This is a genomic window from Vibrio aerogenes, assembly GCF_024346755.1.
GTDB lineage: Bacteria > Pseudomonadota > Gammaproteobacteria > Enterobacterales > Vibrionaceae > Vibrio > Vibrio aerogenes.
Genome location: NZ_AP024861.1, coordinates 2,942,096 through 2,963,726 on the forward strand (window position 1 = coordinate 2,942,096; position 21,631 = coordinate 2,963,726).

14 protein-coding genes are annotated in these 21,631 nt (G+C 42.1%); 4 read left to right on the plus strand and 10 right to left on the minus strand.

The annotated features are described in order from the left end of the window. Positions 1 to 7: 7 nt before the first annotated feature. Positions 8 to 784 (minus strand): Rossmann-fold NAD(P)-binding domain-containing protein, encoded by a 777-nt coding sequence (locus OCV29_RS12990; protein ID WP_073605724.1) that lies wholly within the window; start codon positions 782 to 784, stop codon positions 8 to 10. A gap of 638 nt (positions 785 to 1,422) precedes the next feature. Between OCV29_RS12990 and OCV29_RS12995 the strand changes: the two genes are divergently transcribed. Next, the gene (locus tag OCV29_RS12995; protein ID WP_073605723.1) at positions 1,423 to 3,249 is read left to right on the plus strand and encodes a M4 family metallopeptidase; all 1,827 of its coding nucleotides are present in this window, start codon (positions 1,423 to 1,425) and stop codon (positions 3,247 to 3,249) included. A gap of 86 nt (positions 3,250 to 3,335) precedes the next feature. Here OCV29_RS12995 and OCV29_RS13000 read toward each other — a convergent pair whose 3' ends face one another. After that, positions 3,336 to 4,250 (minus strand): type 1 periplasmic-binding domain-containing protein, encoded by a 915-nt coding sequence (locus tag OCV29_RS13000; protein ID WP_073605722.1) that lies wholly within the window; start codon positions 4,248 to 4,250, stop codon positions 3,336 to 3,338. A gap of 217 nt (positions 4,251 to 4,467) precedes the next feature. Here OCV29_RS13000 and OCV29_RS13005 point away from each other — a divergent pair, with 217 nt between their 5' ends. After that, entirely contained in the window at positions 4,468 to 6,069 is a 1,602-nt protein-coding gene (locus OCV29_RS13005; protein ID WP_073605721.1) for a sensor histidine kinase, read from the plus strand. A 114-nt stretch (positions 6,070 to 6,183) separates the two neighbouring features. Here OCV29_RS13005 and OCV29_RS13010 read toward each other — a convergent pair whose 3' ends face one another. Further along, a complete protein-coding gene (locus OCV29_RS13010; protein WP_073605720.1) occupies positions 6,184 to 6,483 on the minus strand; it encodes a BMC domain-containing protein in 300 nt (99 codons plus the stop codon). An 800-nt stretch (positions 6,484 to 7,283) separates the two neighbouring features. Between OCV29_RS13010 and OCV29_RS13015 the strand changes: the two genes are divergently transcribed. After that, positions 7,284 to 8,030 (plus strand): FCD domain-containing protein, encoded by a 747-nt coding sequence (locus OCV29_RS13015; protein ID WP_073605719.1) that lies wholly within the window; start codon positions 7,284 to 7,286, stop codon positions 8,028 to 8,030. Between the two features lie 234 nt (positions 8,031 to 8,264). On the opposite strand, the gene OCV29_RS13020 is transcribed toward OCV29_RS13015, so the two are convergent. The 7 genes from OCV29_RS13020 to OCV29_RS13050 all read right to left on the minus strand — a co-directional run bounded on the left by OCV29_RS13020 (position 8,265) and on the right by OCV29_RS13050 (position 19,977). Further along, positions 8,265 to 9,752 (minus strand): UxaA family hydrolase, encoded by a 1,488-nt coding sequence (locus OCV29_RS13020; RefSeq protein ID WP_073605718.1) that lies wholly within the window; start codon positions 9,750 to 9,752, stop codon positions 8,265 to 8,267. A 2-nt stretch (positions 9,753 to 9,754) separates the two neighbouring features. After that, positions 9,755 to 11,221, minus strand: a complete 1,467-nt coding sequence (locus tag OCV29_RS13025) for a tagaturonate reductase (protein ID WP_073605717.1) — start codon at positions 11,219 to 11,221, stop codon at positions 9,755 to 9,757. A gap of 25 nt (positions 11,222 to 11,246) precedes the next feature. Next, positions 11,247 to 12,662 carry a glucuronate isomerase gene (uxaC, locus tag OCV29_RS13030; RefSeq protein WP_073605716.1) on the minus strand — a complete coding sequence of 472 codons (1,416 nt, stop codon included), beginning with the start codon at positions 12,660 to 12,662 and terminating at the stop codon, positions 11,247 to 11,249. Positions 12,663 to 13,055: 393 nt separating this feature from the next. Continuing rightward, positions 13,056 to 14,432: a pectinesterase family protein gene (locus OCV29_RS13035; RefSeq protein WP_073605715.1), complete on the minus strand. Its 1,377-nt coding sequence runs from the start codon at positions 14,430 to 14,432 to the stop codon at positions 13,056 to 13,058. A 196-nt stretch (positions 14,433 to 14,628) separates the two neighbouring features. Continuing rightward, positions 14,629 to 16,668: a methyl-accepting chemotaxis protein gene (locus OCV29_RS13040; protein WP_073605714.1), complete on the minus strand. Its 2,040-nt coding sequence runs from the start codon at positions 16,666 to 16,668 to the stop codon at positions 14,629 to 14,631. Positions 16,669 to 16,905: 237 nt separating this feature from the next. Then, entirely contained in the window at positions 16,906 to 19,158 is a 2,253-nt protein-coding gene (locus OCV29_RS13045; RefSeq protein ID WP_073605713.1) for an exopolygalacturonate lyase, read from the minus strand. Between the two features lie 84 nt (positions 19,159 to 19,242). After that, positions 19,243 to 19,977 (minus strand): oligogalacturonate-specific porin KdgM family protein, encoded by a 735-nt coding sequence (locus OCV29_RS13050; protein WP_073605712.1) that lies wholly within the window; start codon positions 19,975 to 19,977, stop codon positions 19,243 to 19,245. A gap of 769 nt (positions 19,978 to 20,746) precedes the next feature. On the opposite strand from OCV29_RS13050, the gene OCV29_RS13055 reads away from it, so the two are divergent. Beyond that, on the plus strand, positions 20,747 to 21,631 hold the full coding sequence (locus OCV29_RS13055) for a carbohydrate ABC transporter permease (RefSeq protein ID WP_261887332.1): 885 nt from the start codon (positions 20,747 to 20,749) through the stop codon (positions 21,629 to 21,631).

A 21,631-nucleotide genomic window follows, 5' to 3' on the forward strand; every position in this document is an offset into this window, starting at 1 on the left:
ATCCTGCTTATTTTTTAGGCTCAGACTGGGCATATGCCCGAATAGCTAACAACGCTTCTTGTTTTGAATACTGATATGGCAGGTCAGTATGATTATATAATGCATGATGCTCAGTTCTGAAATCATAAACCGCTGGCGTATCGACGATATGTTGCTCAAATTCAAAACCAAACCCGTCTTTGGCAATATCATGCACTGATAAAGGTTCAGCCGTCAGGTGAATTAAAGATAAATTTTCTGATAAAGCAATCTGAATATCAGGCCATAAATTCACCATGGGATAAAACTGAAAAATGCCCCGGCTATCAATAGCATTTAAATTATTATCATTCAGAAAATCATAGATAACATTCTTCTTCAGTCCGGGACCAACCAGTCCGGGTAAACGAACGATCAGATGGTTCTCAAAATGTTTTTTAACAAATTCTTCAAGCTGATAACGATGCAGGCCGTAAGGGTGCAGGTTTTCTGTATCAACCGGCGTTGATTCAACCGCCCCTCCCGGCTCTTTAAATACATCAACCGTACTGATGAGAATAAACTGCCGGCACTGAATGGCAGATAAATGTTCAATCAAAGCATCAATAGACGCTTTATCCTGCTCCGGCTCTTTATTCGCTAACCATTTTACAGCAGAGACACCGGCGCAGACGATTGTATTAAATGACTTACCTCTAATCTCAGAAATATTTGTTGACCGGTACAGGTCTTCAAATGGTGCTTGTTTTAACAAAGTTTGCCCAACAAAGCCCGAAAATCCAATCAGTGCATTTCTTTCCATCATATTTCAACTCTTCATCACCCAAGACAGGATCATATAAAAAGACAACTCAAAAGCTGCCTCAATATGTACATGATGCGAATCATACACGTTTGTCAGAGTATTTTCACTTGATGGACCAGGGTCAAACCACTTCATATTGACAAAGAAATCCAGATAAATGAGTCAAAAACTTTGCTAAGAGCTCAATATGATTTAATAAATTCTACTCATGTGTTTTTTTAAGCCTTTAATGATATTATATATATATAACCAATATAAGTGGATAATTATTCATCAGCAAAAGAACTGATGATTACTTTTTAAACATTCATTTTTATCTTTTAAATCATCATCTTTTAAACAAATCACAGAAAATTATTATTGATATTATTATGTCACAAAAAATTGTCACAAAAATGTTATAAAACATGTAAGACACTGTTTTTAAATAATTTAATCTTTTAATTAATGTTAAAATTGTATCGATTACATATAATTCTACGTCAATTAAACTAAACATCGATTAAAAACTATTTTCCCTGAAGCTCTGGATCATTTCTCCGATGTCATGGATGGTTATTTCCGCGAATGATCGCATTTGGTGTTAATTACTGTTTTGTCAGAAATTAACTGTAAAAAATAATCTCCAGGATTGAGAAATGAATAAAACACAACGTCATATCAACTGGCTTCTTGCCGTAAGTGCAATGGTTACACTGCCAGCAACAGCAGCAGAAAAAGTAACAGTTAATGATTCAGTCATGCTTGAGCAAGCGCTTGCATTGCAGTCTCTGAGTATTGCACCGACAGAAACCGGTTTTAAAGCAGTAACGCACGCCACATTACCAAACGGTAAAAAGAAAATTCGTTATCAGCAGACCTATCATGGTATTCCTGTTTTTGATACTTCAGTTGTTGCGACAGAAACAAAAACCGGAAAAAGAGATGTCTATGGTGTTATGGCAAAAGGCATCGCTAATGATGTCTCAACAATCACGCCAACAATCGATCAAAAACAAGCGCTGTCGATTGCCAAAGAACATTTCAGACGCGATAAAAGCCTTTTATCTACACCAAAATCTGAGCATGAAAACGCTAAACTGATGGTTCGTCTTGATAAAAATAATCAGGCACAATTGGTGTATATGGTTGATTTTTTTGTGGCTGATGATCACCCAACCCGTCCATTTTTCTTTATTGATGCTGAAAGTGGAGACATTCTCAAGTCATGGGAAGGTTTGAATCATTCTGAAGCAGAAGGTGAAGGCCCGGGTGGAAACGGAAGAACAGGTAAATATGTCTATGGCGAGAATGGAAAATCTAAGTTTGCCATCGATAAAACCGGCACAACCTGTACGATGAATACTGACGAAGTCAAAACCGTCAATCTGAATGGTGGCAGCTCAGGTACAACTGCATATAGCTATAAGTGCTCAGATTCAACAAACTACAATGACTATAAAGAGGTCAATGGTGCTTACTCGCCTCTCAATGATGCTCAGTATTACGGGCATATGATTGTTGATATGTACAACGACTGGCTGAATACCGATCCCCTGAGCTTTCAGTTGGTCATGCGGGTCCACTATGGCAGCAGCTATGAAAATGCCTTCTGGGATGGTTCAACCATGAGCTTTGGTGACGGTGCCAGCTATTTTTATCCACTGGTTGATATCAACGTCAGTGCACACGAAGTCAGCCATGGATTTACCGAGCAAAACTCAGGGCTTGTATACAGTGGTCAGTCCGGCGGTATTAATGAAGCATACTCTGACATTGCAGGGGAAGCGATGGAGTATTACGACCGCGGTAAAGTTGACTGGCTGGTTGGTGCCGATATTATGAAATCCGGTGATGCTTTACGTTATTTTGAAAAACCTTCTAAAGATGGCAGCTCTATTGATAACGCATCACAATACACCAGCAGCCTGAATGTTCACTACTCAAGTGGTGTTTTCAACCGTGCCTACTACCTGTTGTCTACAACATCAGGCTGGAATCCGAAGAAAGGCTTCCAGGCATTTGCCTATGCCAACAAGCTTTACTGGACATCCAACGCAACGTTTGATTCTGCAGCTTGTGGTGTCGCAAAAGCAGCTAAAGATTTGGGCTATTCAGAAAGCGATGTCGTCAGTGCATTTAAAACCGTTGGCGTCAATGCAGATTGCGATTCTACAACCAGCAGCAATGTGTTAGTGAAAGGAACACCAATTACAGGCTTATCCGGCTCAACCGGCTCCGCTAAATACTACACATTTACGGTTGATTCACTCACATATTCAACAGTATCCACTTCAGGTGGCAGTGGTGATGTTGATCTCTATGTGAAAGCAGGAAGCCAGCCAACAACCAGCTCTTATGACTGCCGTCCATATAAGACCGGTAATAGTGAATCCTGTCAAATTCTGACTAAGTCAGGTGAAACATATCATGTCATGCTTCGTGCTTACAGTTCGTATTCTGGTGTAACATTAAGCCTTAAATAAATCAGCTTGTGTTTCAACAAACAAGAGCCACCGCTTCAGGCGGTGGCTCTTTGAAAATAACGGGTAAAAGGCACTTCATGTGCTTTTTATTCGTTTGAAAGTTTCTTCTGCCATGGCAGGGGCAGATGAATATATACTTTTATTTTTCTCTCTGAGTTTACTTGTGCATTTTGTAGCCCGGTGATGACGTCAATCTCTTTACCGGAAACACCATCGGCTCCGACAATGACAGCAATATCCGGATCAAAGGCACGCTGGTTCGCCTCATTTCTGTCAGCTTCTTCAATCAGTTCAGATAAAAACCAATACGATACAGAAACCACTATATCCGGGCGCAGTTTATTTAACTGCGACATCAACTTTTCATTTCCTTTCAGATCGGTATCCAATGGAATGGTCAAAGGTGATGCTATACATTCCTGCCATCCTCTTTCTCCGGAGAGAGACTGACCATCCGGATGCTGTTCATCCCCGCTCAACATCATCCGAATGCCTTGTATTCTCTTTTCAGACAGTAAATCATTTGCTGTTGCAAGCAAACAAACTGTTCCTCCATCCGGTAAAACACGCTGAATCAGCTCTCCGAGATGTATGCCAAAGCCAAGATTTTTGATAGCGGCTTTCTCTGACGCAGAATTGCGGTAATACTGATCAATATCATCACTCACCGCGATCATCGGTATATTCATCATCCGGAAGTGTTCAATCATTGTATCAGGATCATGGACTGATACAGATTTAACATCCGGACGGTGAGCGCTGCTGACATCAGCCGGGGACGTGGCATCAAGGTGAATACAGCGGACTTTATCCGGATCACTGCCCTGACAACCCTGTGTTGTCGTCACGACACTTTCCTCATTCACCGTCGGGCCAACAGACAGATGACTGGCTCGGGCAACACTGACGCCTGCTATCGCAGGAAATAAAAAAAGGCTGACCGGCAGCAATGAATAAACGTAGCTTTTTACGAAATAACTTTTTGTAAGATGGCAGACCATATGCACACTGTCACTAAGTTGTCAGAATGCCTCAAGCATAACGAAAGAAGCATAATTTTTTTCGCCAGAATCTCACAAAATACTCAAACAACCATAATCATGAAAAGACACAAAATATCCTGACATAATGCATGTTTTAAGCACCTCAGAAGTATGGACAAAAAACTTTTCACTATACTTAAGTAACTTATGCAGAGACAGGCAAATTATTCAAGTTATGCAAGCAGAAAAACATAACGATATTCAAGTGCTTAACCCTTTGAAAAGTTATCTGGGACGACGAATTATTCAGATCCTGGTACTACTGAGTGGCTCGATCACACTTTTAGTCACATTAGTTCAGCTCTTCTTTGACTACAACCAACAGTTCAGTGAAGTGGATAAACGGCACCATGAGATCCAAACTGTTCATACAAAATTAATTGCATCTTCGCTTTGGGATCTTGATTTGCTCGAACTCCAGCGAAATATGGACGGGTTGATCCGGTTACCTCATATTGATTATCTCCAAATCAAGTCAAATAAGTATAAATTCGAATCAGGAACGCCGGTCACTGGCAGTACCGTCAGAGCAACCTATCCTCTGACATATACCGATCCTTATGGCATGGTCGAAACGGTTGGTTCAATTTATGTAGAATCGAACGCTTCCGCGATTTACGACACCCTCATCCATAATTTTCTCACCACATTAGCGACGAACATGGTGAAAACAGTGATTGTCTGTTACGTCATTCTGGTCATCTTTAACCGGAGTATTAACCAAAGAATATTCACGATTGTTCACTATCTCAGGCAGTACAATCCAAGCCATGAAAATAAACAACTGGAACTGAAAAACATTCGCTGGATTACCAGTGATGAAGACGAGCTGTCCTGGCTGGCAAACGAAGTCAATAAGCTGACACATGACCTGACAACCAATATCCGTGGATTACACGATACCCGCCTTGAACTTGAAGATTTAAACAAGAATCTGGAGCAAACCGTTGTAGACAGGACAAAAGATTTAGAACAAAGTCTGGAGCAATTAAAACGAACTCAAAATCAGCTGATCGAATCAGAAAAACTTGCGGCCTTAGGTGGTTTGGTTGCAGGTGTGGCCCATGAAGTCAATACCCCTCTGGGGATTTCAACGACTGCGGCATCGATGGTTACAGAAGTGATTACAGAGTTGAATCAGGCGTTCGAATCACAGAGCCTGACCAGCACCCAGTTTGCCGATTTGATGCAAAAAATGGCAACAAGCAGTGAACTGCTGGAAAATAACCTGAGCCGTGCCAGTAAACTGATTAAAGACTTTAAGCAGACAGCTGTTGATCAGGTTTCTGAGAGTCGTAATCATTTTAATATCTCTCAGGTATTGCACTCTTTACTCTCAAGTCTTCATCCGGAAACCAGAAAAATTCCGGTTCACCCGGTGATATCCGGTGATACAACACTGGAAATGAACAGCCTGCCCGGCGTTCTGACGCAAGTGATATCCAATCTGGTTCTCAATAGTGTTAATCATGCTTTTGAACATTGTGAACAGCCGGAGATTCATATCAGATTCCATGAAGAGAATGAAAATATTATCTTTGTCTACACAGACAACGGTGCGGGTATTCCTAAAGAATTACATCAAAAGATTTTTGAACCATTTTTCACCACGAAACGCGGCAAAGGCGGTTCAGGGCTTGGATTAAATCTGGTATTTAACCTCATCAGACAAAAACTGAAGGGACAACTCGATTTTGAATCAGAACCAGGGGAAGGCGTACAATATACATTAACTATCCCAAAAGAATTAACCATCCCAAAAGAATTGAATCACTAACCTGATGACAAAAAAGAATGCCTTCGTTCAGAAAAACAATGAGAGCAAAACAACCTGACAGGAACCGGGCCGGGTATAAGCGCAAGTAAAGCAGATCTGTCATACACCAAAATGTCAGACAAGCAGTGTGACATCATCGTCAGCGTAAGAAGCGTCGCTCGTCTCATTGTCAGACCGGGAAACAACCTTGTGGGAGTAGACTTCCCCAATCCGGCTCACAGCAGCACAACCCGCTGAAATTGCAGTATTGACAGCACTCGTCTCCCCTTCAAACTTCACTGTAATCACACCATTGCTCTTAGTGAGTTCATACCCTATCAGGACGATATTCGCTGATTTAATCGCTGCATCAGCCGCTTCAATTGCGGCGGTTAATCCTACCGTTTCAATCATACCCAAACTTTGTACAGACATATGTTTTTCCTGTTTATATACTCAATTCCTTCACTTCCTGATTCGGTCCTGTCCAGCATCAAAACCACCCGAAAAGTGAGCCACTACCAGTGTTCAGGGCTTTTAAACTATCATGGTTATTTTTGTTTACCCTATGCGCATTTATATATTCAACAGACCAACAGATTGACCTCTGCTGAAAACAGATCATCACCGCAAGACACAAAACACATAAACTATTAGTCGAAAAGTTCCTCCGTCGCCAACTTTCATCCTACGTCAGAACAAATGTGTTTCATTTTATTAACTTAAATCAAAATCAGAGCGGATAAGCATCTGTTTTTGAATGAATTCAATCCACAGAAGCAATACATTCATCACGTTGAATCAGAATCAGTCAGGTCTGTTAATCTTTGGTTTCAGTTTCCGGCCGGAATCAGCGATGCAAGGCATTAGACGAAATACTGTGAAATCACAATATTGAGCTGAAATCAGTTTTTACCAGTACATGCAAAGTAAGCACTCTGAAAGGCTTGTACCAGTATGTATATCCTGTAGCAATACGCATGTCATTTAATATATATCTAACCTATTGCAGATGAAATAATAAATCTCTTTCTAATTACTGATTTTTTGTATGTCATCACACTATTACAACCCGTTACATACAATATCGTGTCGGGTATAGATAAATTCGTGAATAAGTTTGTAAGAGCATCTTGTTAGGCTTTGACTTAATGGACCTGTTTGATTATTCTCATAGGATTATACCTTTTATTGGTATAACAAATTATCACTATCACTTCGGGAGCGGAGCCATTATGGATACAAGCTGTAAGCTATATCACAAGATTGCTAACGTATTTAAGCAGGAAATTCAGGAAGGCAAATATCAGGTTGGTGATATGTTACCCGCTGAAAGAGTCATCTCTGAACAAATGAGTGTCAGCCGTACAGTTGTCCGTGAAGCCATGATCATGCTCGAAGTTGAAGGTTTTGTTGAAGTCAGAAAAGGTTCTGGTATCCGTGTAAAAAATCAGCGCGGGAATATGAGCGTCCCGGCGGAAGATGTGACATCAAGTTTCTTCCTGAGTTGTGGTCCTTTTGAATTACTTCAGGCAAGACAGCTTATCGAAAGCAATATTGCTGAGTTTGCAGCCATTCAGGCCAGTAAGCAGGATCTGGTGTCCCTGATGCGAATTCAGGAACAGGCGAAAGGCGAAGACAGAGCCAGAGACTCGCACTGGGATAAAGAATTTCACATTCAGCTTGCCCGTTGCACACAAAATTCTGCCTTGGTGCATATTGCAGAATTACTCTGTGAACAACGGGAAAATAATCCTTACTGGAAAAAAATGCATGAACACATTCATGATGAATCTATCAAAAGTTGGTGTGATGAGCATGATGAAATTCTGAAAGCTTTGATTCAGCGTGATCCAAAAGCAGCTAAACTGGCCATGTGGAAACATCTTGAAAATACCAAAGAGATGCTGTTTAACGCAACCAATGATGATTACGATCGCTTCCTTTATTCTGAAAGCCCGATTCTGGATATCACCGAATAATCCAAACCAGAGTCAAAAACACTAACCAGCGAGAAAAGCACTCAGGAAACCACATCACAGCGGGTTAACTCATTCTTCTGTCCCGGTCACCAGCACTCATCCTGTAATGATGCCGGCAAAATGCAAAACGTCATTTTTACATACAAAATAAAAACACCCTGCCTGTCATACCGGATATACCTGTATGACCGCAGAGTGTCATATTAAATAAAACATCAGTTCCAATGAAGGCCCTTAAAGTGTTACACCACTTTTGAACACTGCAATTTCACGGAAATTGTTTTTCTCATTACGTGTTGGTTCACCGTTCACATGCGTGACAACGACCTCAATGAAACGGTTGAGCAGCGCATCCATCGACTCGCCTTCTACCAGTGTGCCAGCATTAAAGTCAATCCAGTGTGGTTTACGCCCGGCCAGATTGCTATTGGTTGCAATTTTCATTGTCGGAACCGGCCCGCCATAAGGTGTTCCCCGCCCGGTCGTAAATAAAACCATATGACATCCGGACATAGCCAAAGCACTGGTGGCAATCGCATCATTGCCCGGTGCACTGAGCAGATTCAGCCCCGGTTTCCGCAGGCGTTCCCCATAGCGAAGCACATCAATCACATTACTTTGACCTGCTTTTTGTGTACAGCCTAACGATTTCTCTTCCAGCGTTGAAATTCCCCCGGCTTTATTCCCCGGAGAAGGATTCTCATAAATCGGCTGACGGTGGTCGATAAAGTACTGTTTAAAATCATTGACCATCGAGACTGTATGATGGAAAACCTCTTCATTTTCACACCGGCTCATCAGAATTCTTTCCGCACCAAACATTTCAGGGACTTCGGTCAGGACACTGGTTCCGCCATGGGTGATCAGATAATCCGAGAACTGCCCCAGAAGCGGATTCGCTGTGATTCCGGAAAAACCATCAGAACCACCACACTCAAGACCAAATTTCACTTCACTCAGTGTGCCAGGCTCGCGCTGATCTGTTTTCATCACAGCCAGCAACTCTTTCATTAACGCGATACCATGCTCTGCTTCATCATCATGCTTCTGGCACACCATGAAACGAACCCGTTCACGGTCAAATTCACCCAGTGTTTCTTCGAACACAGATACCTGATTATTCTCACAACCCAGTCCGACAACTAAAATTCCGCCGGCATTCGGATGTTTCACCAGATTCTGTAACAGTGTCCGGGTATTCAGATGATCATCTCCCAGCTGGGAACAACCGTATTGGTGTGTAAAAACATGGATACCGTCAATGGCTGAGAGATCTTCTTCCTGCTCCAGCTCACGCTTCATCATATTCGCGATGGCGTTCACACAGCCTACCGTCGGAATAATCCATAGCTCATTACGAATACCAATATCACCATTCTTCCGCCGGTATATTGAAACCGGCGCATTCTCTATTTCAGAAGAAACAGACTGGAAATCAGGCTGGTATTCATACTCATCAAGATCATTCAGATTCGTTTTTATATTATGGGGTGAAACATGTTCACCCACACTAACAGAGGAAGTTGCATGTGCAATTGGTGAACCATATTTGATCACCAAATCACCCTCACTGAAATCCTTCAGAGCCACCTTATGGGCCTGTGGAATATCCTGCTTCAGATGAACTAATTCACCTTCAACGGTTATCTCTTCTCCGGCTTTCAAATCACATAATGCAACTGCAACATTATCGCCGGGATGAATTTTAAATAATGATGCCACAATCAATCCTCAATCTGACTTAAAGCCTGACGAACACCAGACTGCCTGATCGCTTCGATATTCGCAGTCACCTGTTCTGTCAGCCCTTCAATTAATGACAAATTTTGTCCCCAGTGTGATGTATTTGCCAGAACCTGCTCCACTAAAGCTTTCACTTTCAGATCACCTGCATTTACTTTCGCCCAGATATCTGCATAAAAATCCAGCCAGTGTTGGTCATCAGCAAGAGGAAACTCTCCATCTTCCCGCTGACCATTATAGAAACTGATAAGTGCAGCCAAAGCGAAAGTCAGACGTGCAGGCAAGCGGTTATATTTCTGCTGGAACGACACAAGCTGAGGCAGAATACGTGTCTTATATTTGGTCATACTGTTCAGAGCAATCGACAACAGCTGATGCTTAATATATGGATTACGGAACCGGTTCAGTACATCATTCGCAAATCCTTTCAATTCATCTTCAGGCAGAGATAATGTTGGAATAATCTCATCAAAAATGAGTGACTGAAGGTAAGCTTCCATCTGTTCATCCGCCAGACTCTCACCAACCGTATCAATACCAGCCAGAAATGCCACAGGGACCAAAGCAGTGTGCGCACCATTCAGGATCGCAACTTTTCGCTCTTTGTATGGTTTAATGTCATCAACAACTTTGATATTTAATGCCTGTGATTCATTCAGCTGATCAAGACAAAGCATCTGATTCAGTTCCTGTGGTCCCTGAATCACAAACAGATAAAAGTGCTCCGCACAAACCATAAAGGTATCCTGATAGCCAATCTGTGCTGTCAGTGCTTCACTTTCATCTCTTGGATAGCCTGTCACAATCCGATCAACCAGTGTTGAACAAAATGTATTGGCTTCGTTGACCCATACGGCAAACGCAGCAGGCAGATCCCATAATTCAATATATTGATGAATGATTGCTTTTAATGCATCGCCATTGTAGTCAATCAGTTCACATGGCACGATGATCCAGCCTTTGTCTTCTGCGCCATCAAAATGAGTAAAACGCTCAAACAACATTTTTGTCAGTTTAGCCGGGAAACTGCTTGGTGGTGTATCTGCCAGCTTATCAGAATCGACATAAGCAATACCCGCTTCCGTCGTATTAGAAAAGATAAAACGAATCTCTTCATTCTTAGCCAGATCCAGCAAGGTATCAAAATTTTTATACGCTGAAATTTCCCGCGTAACACTTGAGATAATCCGGGTATCAGAAACAGCTTTGCCCTGTTCATTCAACCCGCGGATAAATGTGGTATACAACCCATCCTGTGTATCCAGGCTTGGTGGAAAATCACTATCAATCGGACGAACAACAACAACACCGGCATTCAAATCTGTCAGTTCATTGAGGTGGTCGATTTGCCAGTCAAGGAAAGCCCGTAAAAAGTTACCTTCCCCGAACTGGATAATTTTTTCAGGATAATTGCGATTTTCAAAATCGGTTCTGTTCAATTGCTTCATTTGTGTTATTCCAATCAGGTTAAGGTTACTTTTTATTTTGAATACCAAAGTACTGTTTTGCATTGTGGTAACAGATATCTGAAACCATCTTGCTTAATAAATCGAAGTCATTCGGCGCTTCACCATTTGCAACCCAGTTACCAATCATTTCACACAAGATACGACGGAAATATTCGTGACGGGTATAAGACAAGAAGCTACGGCTGTCCGTCAGCATACCGACAAACCGGCTCAGCAGTCCCAGCTGCGCAAGCTGTGTCATCTGACGTTCCATGCCATCTTTTTGATCATTAAACCACCAGCCGGAGCCAAACTGAATTTTCCCTGGTGTGCCACCGCCCTGGAAGTTACCGCACATCGTAGCCAGTACTTCGTTATCACGCGGATTCAGGCAGTAAAGAATGGTTTTAGGCAGCAGGTCTTCACGATCAAGCGCATTCAGCAGTTTTGCCAGCGGCTGAGCAACCAGTCCATCATTAATCGAGTCAAAACCAGTATCCGGGCCCAGCAAGTCAAACATGCGCTGATTGTTATTTCGCATTGCACCGATGTGATACTGCTGTACCCAACCCCGTTTCGCGTATTCTTTACCAAGGAAAACCAGTACAGCCGTCTTAAACTGAGCCGCTTCAAACTCAGATACATCACCACCAGCCAAACGCTTCTTCAGAATCGTATCCAGTTCTTTATCTGTCGCTTCTTCATAAACAACCGTATCCAGTGCATGATCAGAAATACAGCATCCATGCGCCGCAAAATGCTCCAGACGTTTTGTCAGCGCATCACACAGACTGTCAAAGGAATCGATTTCAACATCCGCGACCGAACCCAGCTGATGCATATAATCGGCAAAAGTATCCAGATGGATGTTGAATGCTTTGTCAGGACGCCAGCTTGGTAACATCTGCACTGAAAATGCCTTATCAGCAGCAACGGTTTTATGTGCAGACAGATCATCCACCGGATCATCCGTGGTGCCCACCATTTCCACATTCATTTTCTGCATGATAGAACGGGCTGAAAACTCAGGCGTTGCCAGCATTTCATTACATTCATTCCAGATGCGCCCGGCTGTATTTTCGTTCAGGTTTACACCTGTTATACCAAATGGTCGACGCAACTCAAGATGAGTCCAGTGATAAATTGGATTTCCTAAAGTTGCAGGCACTGTTTTTGCGAATGCAAAGAACTTCTCTTTGTCACTGGCATCCCCGGTACAAAAGCGCTCATCAACACCATTACTACGCATCGCCCGCCATTTATAATGGTCACCACGCAGCCAAATATCAGTCAGATTTGTAAACTTGTAATCATCTGCGACCTGAAAAGGTGGTAAATGACAGTGATAGTCAATAATTGGAAGGTCAGCAGCAACATCGTGATAAAGACGCTGCGCTAAATCAGTTGTGAGTAAGAAATCAGAACAAAGAAAAGGTTTCATAATCTACAGGCCCATTTGTCATACCAATAGTGTTAATTTACAATCAAAGGGATAATTAATCAAATATCTTTAAAATTAAAACAAACACTTAAAAACCATATAGTTAGAATAACAATCAAGTTTTTGTATGTTTTATAAGCACAAATCTGTTAATCTGATCATATATATTTTTATCAAAATTCTACCGGGATCTCATAATTTGATAAGAAAGAAGCACGAAGTTATCACACCAATGATTTATTAAAATGAAAGTACGTTCTTTTTTGTATACCGAAAGGTGAAAATAAGAAAAGGATATGATCTTTTGCCTGATTGCAGATAAATACGCCCCAGGCAAAAAGTAAAGACATGCATCCCGCCGACGTAAGATGAGGATGAATCAAAAAGAAAGGATTACTTCCAGAGCTGCCTTGACACAGGGGCAACAGGTTTTTCTGCAGCTAAGCTACAGCGAGTGAGCGCTTCATAATTTGCAATCTGACTTTCAGTGTCTGCGTTTATATCAACAGTCATTATCCCAGAGTTAGCATATGCAACAAAAGCACGGATGCAACACGATTGATCGTTCTGACGCACCGTCGCCAGAAACGGGGGAAACATCCCTTGCACTGACAGCAAATACCGCCCCTCAGAATCAGTCAGGACCTTTGTTGTTTTGCCGCAACTATCAGTCACAACGACATGGGCAGGAAAGCTCAGATCGGGCAAAGAAACGGTACCTTGCAGCACATATTGATCTTCAGCCTGACTTTCTGGATGCCATCCAGACAAAATCGTATCAGCAGTATAGCGTTTCATCTGATCAGGGCTGAGCTGAGGACGCCCCTTATCAGAAACCACACCGGGCCCGGTATTTCCGTACTCCCAAAAACGGGAGTCTTCAGGATAGAACCAAATCGTCTCCTGATTTTTATTCCGTCCGCCCATTTTATCCCAGCCGTATAAATGCTTATCGACATCACAGCAGAGAAAAGCAGCATGACCTACTGCATCCGGGTCAGCATAGTGACCATCATCAAACTGAGTGGTCGGATGCCATGGGCGGCCCAAACCATAACTTCCATCAGGCACCCGCTCTTCTCTGGAAAGACAGCAGCCTTTAAATACAAAACCAAATTCCTGATCAATAGATGTACAAGGTGCGACAAGATAACCATATGGCTCGTCAGAGCTCACATCATCCCGGTTTCTGGCGACGATTTGACAATCTTCAAATAACGCCGTTCCACCGCCAAAAATGAAATCTACAGTGCCTGTGATGAATGATTGATGAATATATGTCCGGCCGGCATAAAGGTATAAAGTGTCGTGATAACTCACCAAGCGAATATTGTGTAAATGAACTCTGTCTCCCCTGTGTGCAACGAGTAAAGCAACGGCTTGAGTATGCGTCAGCTTCGTCGGATCACCATCTGATTTTTTCTGATTCCCCGGAAAATCAAACCCATTTTCAATCGTCAGTGTACGGGCTGAAAAATCTGGCGCATTGACACTGATGGTCCGGCTGCCAAAGGTCGCAAATTTTCTTCCGGACGAGTCAATCATACCATTCGCAACCGATGCCGTAATAATGGTCCGGTCGCGATCTTCTCCCACTAAAACAACACGGGGACGGTTAATTTCAAAGCTTTCCTGATAAATCCCTTTGCGGATAAAAATGACATATTCAGAACTATCCTGAGGCGCATGTTCAAGGGCTTGCCGGACAGAAGAAAAGTCACCTTCTCCATCCTGAGAAACAATCACATCATAAAATGAAAATAAGCTCATAGACTATCCGGTTTTGTTATTTTTGAGTGAAGTGATGACAGAACATCACGCTCTAAACAGCTATTACGCGCCACGCTGGTAACGAGGCAGATTTCGATAAGCAGACCTTCCGCGCCGTGAGGACGCGGCGGAGCCTCAGGGTTGGGGTCATGCGTGCAGTGTTCGATATCTGCCGGAGTACAATCAGGAACAGGTATTAGTGGAAATAATCCACCTGCATCTTCAGATCTTCGGCATCCTTCTCCAGAGACTCAGCACTTTCTGAAGTTTTCAGGCTGATATCCCGGCTTTCCTGATTCAGCTGGCTAATTGCTGAAGCACTATTTGAAACCTGCACAGAGACCTGAGCCTGTTGGTCGACAATGGTCGTGATCTCTTCAGCCTGAGAGGCGATCGCATTGACCTGCATCGCAATTGACTCAAGTGCAGTGCCGGCTTCCCGGGATTCTTCCAGCACTTTATTCGCCTGCATCTGACTTTGTTCAGTGGATGCAACAGCATCACTGGTTGAAGTTTTAAGCTGATTAATGATATCAACAACATTTTGCACTGATGTCTGTGTCCGCATCGCCAGAGTTCTGACTTCATCTGCAACAACAGCGAACCCCCTTCCCTGATCTCCGGCTCTTGCCGCTTCTATTGCTGCATTCAGTGCCAGTAAGTTGGTCTGCTCAGCAATTTCATCGATCATTTGTGTCACACTATGAATACTCTCACTTTCTTCACTCAGTTTTTGAATGACCTGAGATGAACGCGTGAGCTGTTCATTCAATGCGGCAACGTTATCACAAACAGAACCAACAACCGAAAGACCGGACTGCGTATCCTGATTCGCTTCCCGGACATTTTCAGCTATGGATTCAACCTGTTGGGAGACAGATTCAGCCGATGCAGCCATCTCTTCAATCGCAGTGACAACCTGTTCCACCTGTTGCTGCTGAACATCCAGCTGTTTTAAGCTTGCACCCGCATCATGGGCGACACTCAGTGACTGCTGGCTGACTCTGCCACTGGTTTCCCGTATTTGTGCCACAAGCTGATTGAGATGAGCCGCCATCCCTCTGACGCCCTGAGATAAAATCGTCATCTCATTATCAGACGGTTTTTCATCAACAGCGATGTTTAAACTGACCTCACCTTCACCAAGTCGCTCCATATATTGAGTTAATTTTTTCAGAGGTCTTAATGTCCGGTGAATAATCAGGGTCATCAGGATATAGGTTGCAAATCCAACGCCAACTGAAATTGCAGCAATAATAATGAGCAGTGTCCGGCTATCCTGCGTAATTTCGCTGGTCCATGTGCCGCCAAGCAACACCCAGTTCCAGCCCGGAACCTGCCGGTAAACCATGTATCTTTCTTTTTGTTCTCCGTTGATTGCAACCGGAAAACGTAAAATACCTTCCTGAGACCCCTGAATCGAGGTAAATGGTCTTTTTCCATCGGCATCAATAAAGTCTGTCATCTTCTTCTGAGTCCCCGTCCCGTCAACAGAGCCCAGTAAATAGGTACCAAATCGCGCAGTATGATTGTCAGCAACAACCGTCTCACCGGTGTCTCCCCAACGCACATTTTTCAATGAATTCAAAATCGCTTCGGTTGCTTTTTGAACCGGTAATGCAATCATGACAATTGCACCAACAGTATTATCTTCGTCCACAATCGGATCATAATAAGTCATATAGGTATGACCAAACATTGACACCTGCGTAATATATGGCTGGCCACTCTTCAGCTTTTGATACCCCGGATAAGATGAATCTAAAATTTTATTAATATTTCTTTTGTCTTCACCATCCTTCTGCGAACTGGCAATACTGAACCATGCATCGCCGGTTGAAGAGTACAAAGTAACGAAAGCGCCGGTGTCTTCGGTAAAGATATCAACTAAATCAGTATTATTGACTAGTGGCAAACCATATAAATCGATGTTTCTTATTTTCTGGCCGGCATAATCAATGATCTCTTTCTGGACTTCAAAACCAGCCAGATAACCATTCTCAAATGTTGAGCTCAAAATCCGGGTGGTTTCAACATAAGCATTAAACTGTCCGCTGACAGTTTCAGCGACTGCGTTCAGTTTGGATTGTTGTTCACTGAGAGAGGATTGCAGCAGGATTTTCGATGCGTTCTGGTAAACAATTGTCGCGGTGAAACTGAAACCAATGAGTAAGCAAAAAATAATAGCAAGCTTAAGCTGAAGACCAACACTTCTGTTCTGGTAAGATGAAATCATAAATTGCCTCCATAATTCAATTTCGACACATCACACCAACTGCTCACCTGTAAAACTTCATTCCATGAAGTGACAGATGATTCTTGTATCCTCACCCCGGAAAGTACAACAATCATTTCCTGTATTACAGGCACATAATGCATCATTTATGACTTAAATTTCAGTAAACTCTGTTTTTTTTATTATCAGCAAAGGGCTACTTCAAGTCATTGAAGCAGCCCCCAGATCTACAATGACTTAATTGAGATCGCTATCATTTTCGATAATTTTTTCTATCTTCTGTACCGCTTTGCTGTAAGCAGATGCAGTGCCGGATGAAACATACGCTGCTTTTTTCAGCTTATTCAGTTTCATTGCCGGAATTTCGTGGCCGTTTTCATCTGTGGTATGACCTTTAGAAATAAAGTGGTTGTGCTCTTTCTTAAACGCATTCACAACATCACTATACTGGCTGGTCACATAGAAACGATAAGAACGGTTGTTCTCAAACGTACCCTGTTTAACTTTGCTTGAATAAGGACTCTTACGGAACAGGAAGTTGAAACGCTTGTTATCGATTGAAACGTTGTCATCGACAGTAAACGTCCCTGGGTTAAAGTTATCTGTAAATCCGTCCATGCTGTTATGGAATGACAGATTACCTTTCACCACATGTGGTACAGGCAGACCTTCCCCACCGAGTTTGAAACCGTTTCCTCTCGTTCCGCCTTTTTTGTTCTTCATCTTCATGGTTTGACCATTCATATAAGCAACAGAGTCAATAATAGTCACCGCACCATTCGGACCATCTTCCACTTTGTTGAATAAATCATAACCATCATCGATGTTATGGTGTGAGACACAGCGAATCAGTGTATTACCTTCACCCACACGCATTTTCACAGCAAAACCATCAGCGTTGATTTGTGGTTTATCCATGTTGTTATAGCTTTCACTGTCACGAACCACGTTGTAACTCGCCCACAATGCTTTACCGACCTTCTTCGTGGAAGAAATCTGAAAACCTGTATCCGGTGAGTTATGTGTCAGCATGTGATCAAAGTTGTTATGACTGCCATGGACGATTGTTCTGGCACCATCAACCTCGAGTTCAGATACATTCCAGTAGTTCCCTTCATGCATGTAAGTCCCGGTTAGTTTTACACCTTTCCGGGCTTTCAGGGTTTTACGGGCATTGGCTGTCCCACTGGCAGAAACAGGAATAGTCAGTTCATCAGTATAAACACCAGGCTCCATAACAATGGTGCCACCCGGAGGTAACAACTTCACGGCGGTGGCCAGGTCCAGACGACCTTTGGTTCCTTTTGGATTTACGACCAAACGCATTGGATTAGCAATCACTTTTCTGACAACCGTATATTCATCTGTGATAGTTTTATCAGAAGGCCCTTCCGATGGTGTAAACGTCACAGCGACTTTCGTTTTTGTCCGGGTCAGCTTCGTCGGATAACTAAACATTTCTCCGGCTTTAACTGCCTGATCTTTTACCAGCACCTTGCCATTTTGAGTCGCAGAGAATGAACCTGAATAATTTGCACGAGCCTGAATAACATATTGATTCACTGTAGAAACAGAAGATGAGGCACGTTGCATTAATGGCGCAACCGCTTTAGGCACATACCGGGGAGTCTCAACAGTATGTGCTTCGGAAAGCTTCAGTTTCACATCACTGACATGAATTTTTGCATTCCGGGAAGCAAAGAAGCCGACATATTGATAATCCGGATCCTGCATCTCAACAATGTTTGCATCTGCGCCTTTCACATTGTAACTTTTGTTTACCGTACCATTATCATAAGTCACTTGATAACCGGTATCAGTCCGGGTCAGCGTCATGTGATATGGTTTATTTTCTCCATAAGTGACGCCTTTGATGAACTCTTTTTTGCTCATCTTGTTATGCGCAGTTCCCCATGGTTGGTAAATTCCCTCACGATAGGCAGCGTTAATATTGATTAAGCCATTATTCGCTTTTTTGTTGGCCCGCAGCAGGTTCATCACCATATTGGATGCGGCAGGAAATTCTTCCAGTCCTTCTGGTTGAGGATTAAGTCTTGGCTTACCCAAAATATCACGCACCATCAGACCTGCACCTTCCTGACGGTTCGGTCTTGAACCGGTTTCAGGCCCGAATTGCTCCAGAACAACCGTTGCAGATAATGTAAAATTCACATCCGTAGGCAATTTGGTGTAATAGAAAGTTACACCTTCATGAGAGTTGGCGATTTTTCCGCCACGACTTTCAATGGTAAATTGGTTCGCAACCGGACCAGCCTGTACCGGCTTACCATTGACAGTCACCTGATTTGTCCCGACTTTTTCAGGCAAAATCGTTGAACCGAAGTTTAAATCCGTTGATTGCCCGAATGTGATTGCCTGCCAGGTCAGGTTATCACTGTTTTTGATATAGTCCGCTGTTGATTGATGAGTACTACATGCTGCTACAACAAGAACAGATGAAAGTACTAATGGGACTTGTGCTATTTTCATAATCAGCCACCTTGATGAGAACTGGCTTATTCCGGAAATCAACCAGAATAAGCCATGAAGAAATGAGAAAAAGAGGTTTGCTTATCAGAAGTTATATTTCACACCGACACGGAAACGAGGACGCCATTTGTCATTCGCACTAACCATATCACCGTTGAACTCATATTTATCGCCAGATTTATAGGGTTTGAAACCAATCTCGGCATATGGACGCCAGCCACTCTCAAGACCTTTATATTCCCCTTTGAAGTTCAGCTCAGAGAACCAGGATTTTTTGTCTTCCCAACGAGGACCAGAGGCATCTTCGTTAAATGTGTAATCAAGAGATGCACCAAATTTCCAGTTTTCAACACCACCGTAACCCGCGCCAAATGTCCAGCGGTTGTAATGACCGTTACGTGCATCGACTTTGTTTTCATAGTGGTAACGGTGACGGAACGAAACTGACCAGTCGCTGTTGACTTTATAGCCCAACGTTAAGTTAAACTGATGACCCACACGATCAGACTTAGATTCCCATTTATACTGAGGCTTCAATGACCACTTATCATTAATTTTGTAAACGTAACTGACATTGGCCTGGTTACCATTACCTTTTTGTTCACCAAAAGCATCTTCATTACCGCTTGACCACTTTGCTTCAAGCCCAAACCCAATCCCGTTTTTAAAACGATGAGTAACCTGAAAACGATCAGCATGTGATGCTTTCTGGCCATCATATCTCGGCACAAATTCATGACGAACATCTAAAGTTGCAGCCTGAGCAGCTAAACTAGTTAAACCGAGTAACACTGCGGACACTAAAATTTTTCTTTTCATAATGAAACACCATTTCACTTTATCGGATTCGAGATTTCAATTTAATTAAATTCTTAAAAAATCAAACACCCGGAGACAAAATATGTGATCCAGAGTTCATTGTCAGAATTAAAAAAAAGTTGAATTGTGATCAACCTTAAATACAGCTCGGGATGATATAAAACATATGGCATATATTATATATAAATTACATTCATTCAGATGATTTCATTTTTAGTGATGTTGATAGTAAAAAAACAACGTAAGTCAGACTAAGCTATAAAGACAAATAAAGCAGGGGATGTGATATTTAATAATAATATCAATAAAAACAGAAGATTAGGATAAAAACCATGACGTTGCAATACGTGGATTTAGTTGTTATTTTACAACGTTTTTCATGGTTATTAATAATTCAATCACTAAAAATTTGATTAATTTTTTTGATTTCAATCAAGTTATTTATATTTTTAATATCTATGTCGATATTAGAAAAACACACCTTGTTCTTTTGAAAAGACCTTGATATGCAACCACATTATAATTAATAAATTGACCTGAATCACTATTGGTTTTCATTTTTATATGAGACCAATATAAAAAGATAAAACTGCGTTTCATTATTTTTATTGATAATTTAAAAAAAATATAATTATCGATCACAATTATTACATGAATCAGTGGAAGTTAATATTTCATCCTAGTTTAATGAACACAGAAACTGAAATGTGACCCGGTATTTGTTTCCTACTTTTCAGTAAGTAATCTTTAATTAATCGAGGATAAGAAAATGTATGAAAGTCGCAAGCTGGGATTGGCATACTTATCACCCTTCATAATAGGGTTGGTATTGTTTACTGCCTTTCCATTTGTGTCATCGTTTTTGATGAGTTTTACCAATTACGATCTGATGACAACCCCGGATTTTATTGGTCTCGAAAACTACCAATATATGCTTTTTGAAGATGATGTCTTCTGGAAATCAATGAGTGTGACGTTCATGTACGTTTTCTTAACGATTCCGGTCAAACTCGCATTTGCTCTGTTTATTGCGTTTCTTTTGAACTTCAATCTCAAAGGTATTGGTTTTTTCCGGACTGCATATTACATCCCGTCTATTCTGGGAAGTAGTATTGCAATCGCCGTTTTATGGCGCGCCCTGTTCGCCATTGATGGTGTCCTCAACCAGTTTTTGGGCTTCTTCGGTGTTGACCCGATTAGCTGGCTGGGTGAGCCGTCTTTTGCACTGTTTACAATTACGTTGTTACGTGCGTGGCAGTTTGGCTCTGCGATGGTGATCTTCCTGGCAGCATTACAAAATGTCCCGAAATCACAATACGAAGCAGCCATGATTGATGGTGCAAGTAAATGGCAAATGTTCATGAAAGTAACAGTGCCACTGATCACACCGGTTATCTTCTTTAACTTTATCATGCAAACGACTCAGGCTTTCCAGGAGTTCACCGCACCATATGTTGTCACTGGTGGTGGTCCGATGAAATCCACCTATCTGATTTCACTCTATATTTATGAAACTGCCTTTAAGTTCTTTGATATGGGCTACGGTAGTGCGCTTGCATGGTCGCTGTTTGTTGTTGTGGCAATATTTACTGCCATCACATTCCGGTCATCCAAATATTGGGTGTTCTACTCTGGCGACAAAGGAGGTAAATAA

Bases quoted from the DNA above. Each gene is read 5' to 3' on its own strand.
- OCV29_RS13025 (WP_073605717.1), bottom strand. From the start codon at position 11,221: ATGAAGCAATTGAACAGAACCGATTTTGAAAATCGCAATTATCCTGAA.
- OCV29_RS13045 (WP_073605713.1), bottom strand. From the start codon at position 19,158: ATGAAAATAGCACAAGTCCCATTAGTACTTTCATCTGTTCTTGTTGTA.
- OCV29_RS12990 (WP_073605724.1), bottom strand. From the start codon at position 784: ATGATGGAAAGAAATGCACTGATTGGATTTTCGGGCTTTGTTGGGCAA.
- OCV29_RS12995 (WP_073605723.1), top strand. From the start codon at position 1,423: ATGAATAAAACACAACGTCATATCAACTGGCTTCTTGCCGTAAGTGCA.
- OCV29_RS13040 (WP_073605714.1), bottom strand. From the start codon at position 16,668: ATGATTTCATCTTACCAGAACAGAAGTGTTGGTCTTCAGCTTAAGCTT.
- OCV29_RS13010 (WP_073605720.1), bottom strand. From the start codon at position 6,483: ATGTCTGTACAAAGTTTGGGTATGATTGAAACGGTAGGATTAACCGCC.
- OCV29_RS13015 (WP_073605719.1), top strand. From the start codon at position 7,284: ATGGATACAAGCTGTAAGCTATATCACAAGATTGCTAACGTATTTAAG.
- OCV29_RS13000 (WP_073605722.1), bottom strand. From the start codon at position 4,250: ATGGTCTGCCATCTTACAAAAAGTTATTTCGTAAAAAGCTACGTTTAT.
- OCV29_RS13050 (WP_073605712.1), bottom strand. From the start codon at position 19,977: ATGAAAAGAAAAATTTTAGTGTCCGCAGTGTTACTCGGTTTAACTAGT.
- uxaC (WP_073605716.1), bottom strand. From the start codon at position 12,662: ATGAAACCTTTTCTTTGTTCTGATTTCTTACTCACAACTGATTTAGCG.
- OCV29_RS13055 (WP_261887332.1), top strand. From the start codon at position 20,747: ATGTATGAAAGTCGCAAGCTGGGATTGGCATACTTATCACCCTTCATA.
- OCV29_RS13005 (WP_073605721.1), top strand. From the start codon at position 4,468: ATGCAAGCAGAAAAACATAACGATATTCAAGTGCTTAACCCTTTGAAA.
- OCV29_RS13035 (WP_073605715.1), bottom strand. From the start codon at position 14,432: ATGAGCTTATTTTCATTTTATGATGTGATTGTTTCTCAGGATGGAGAA.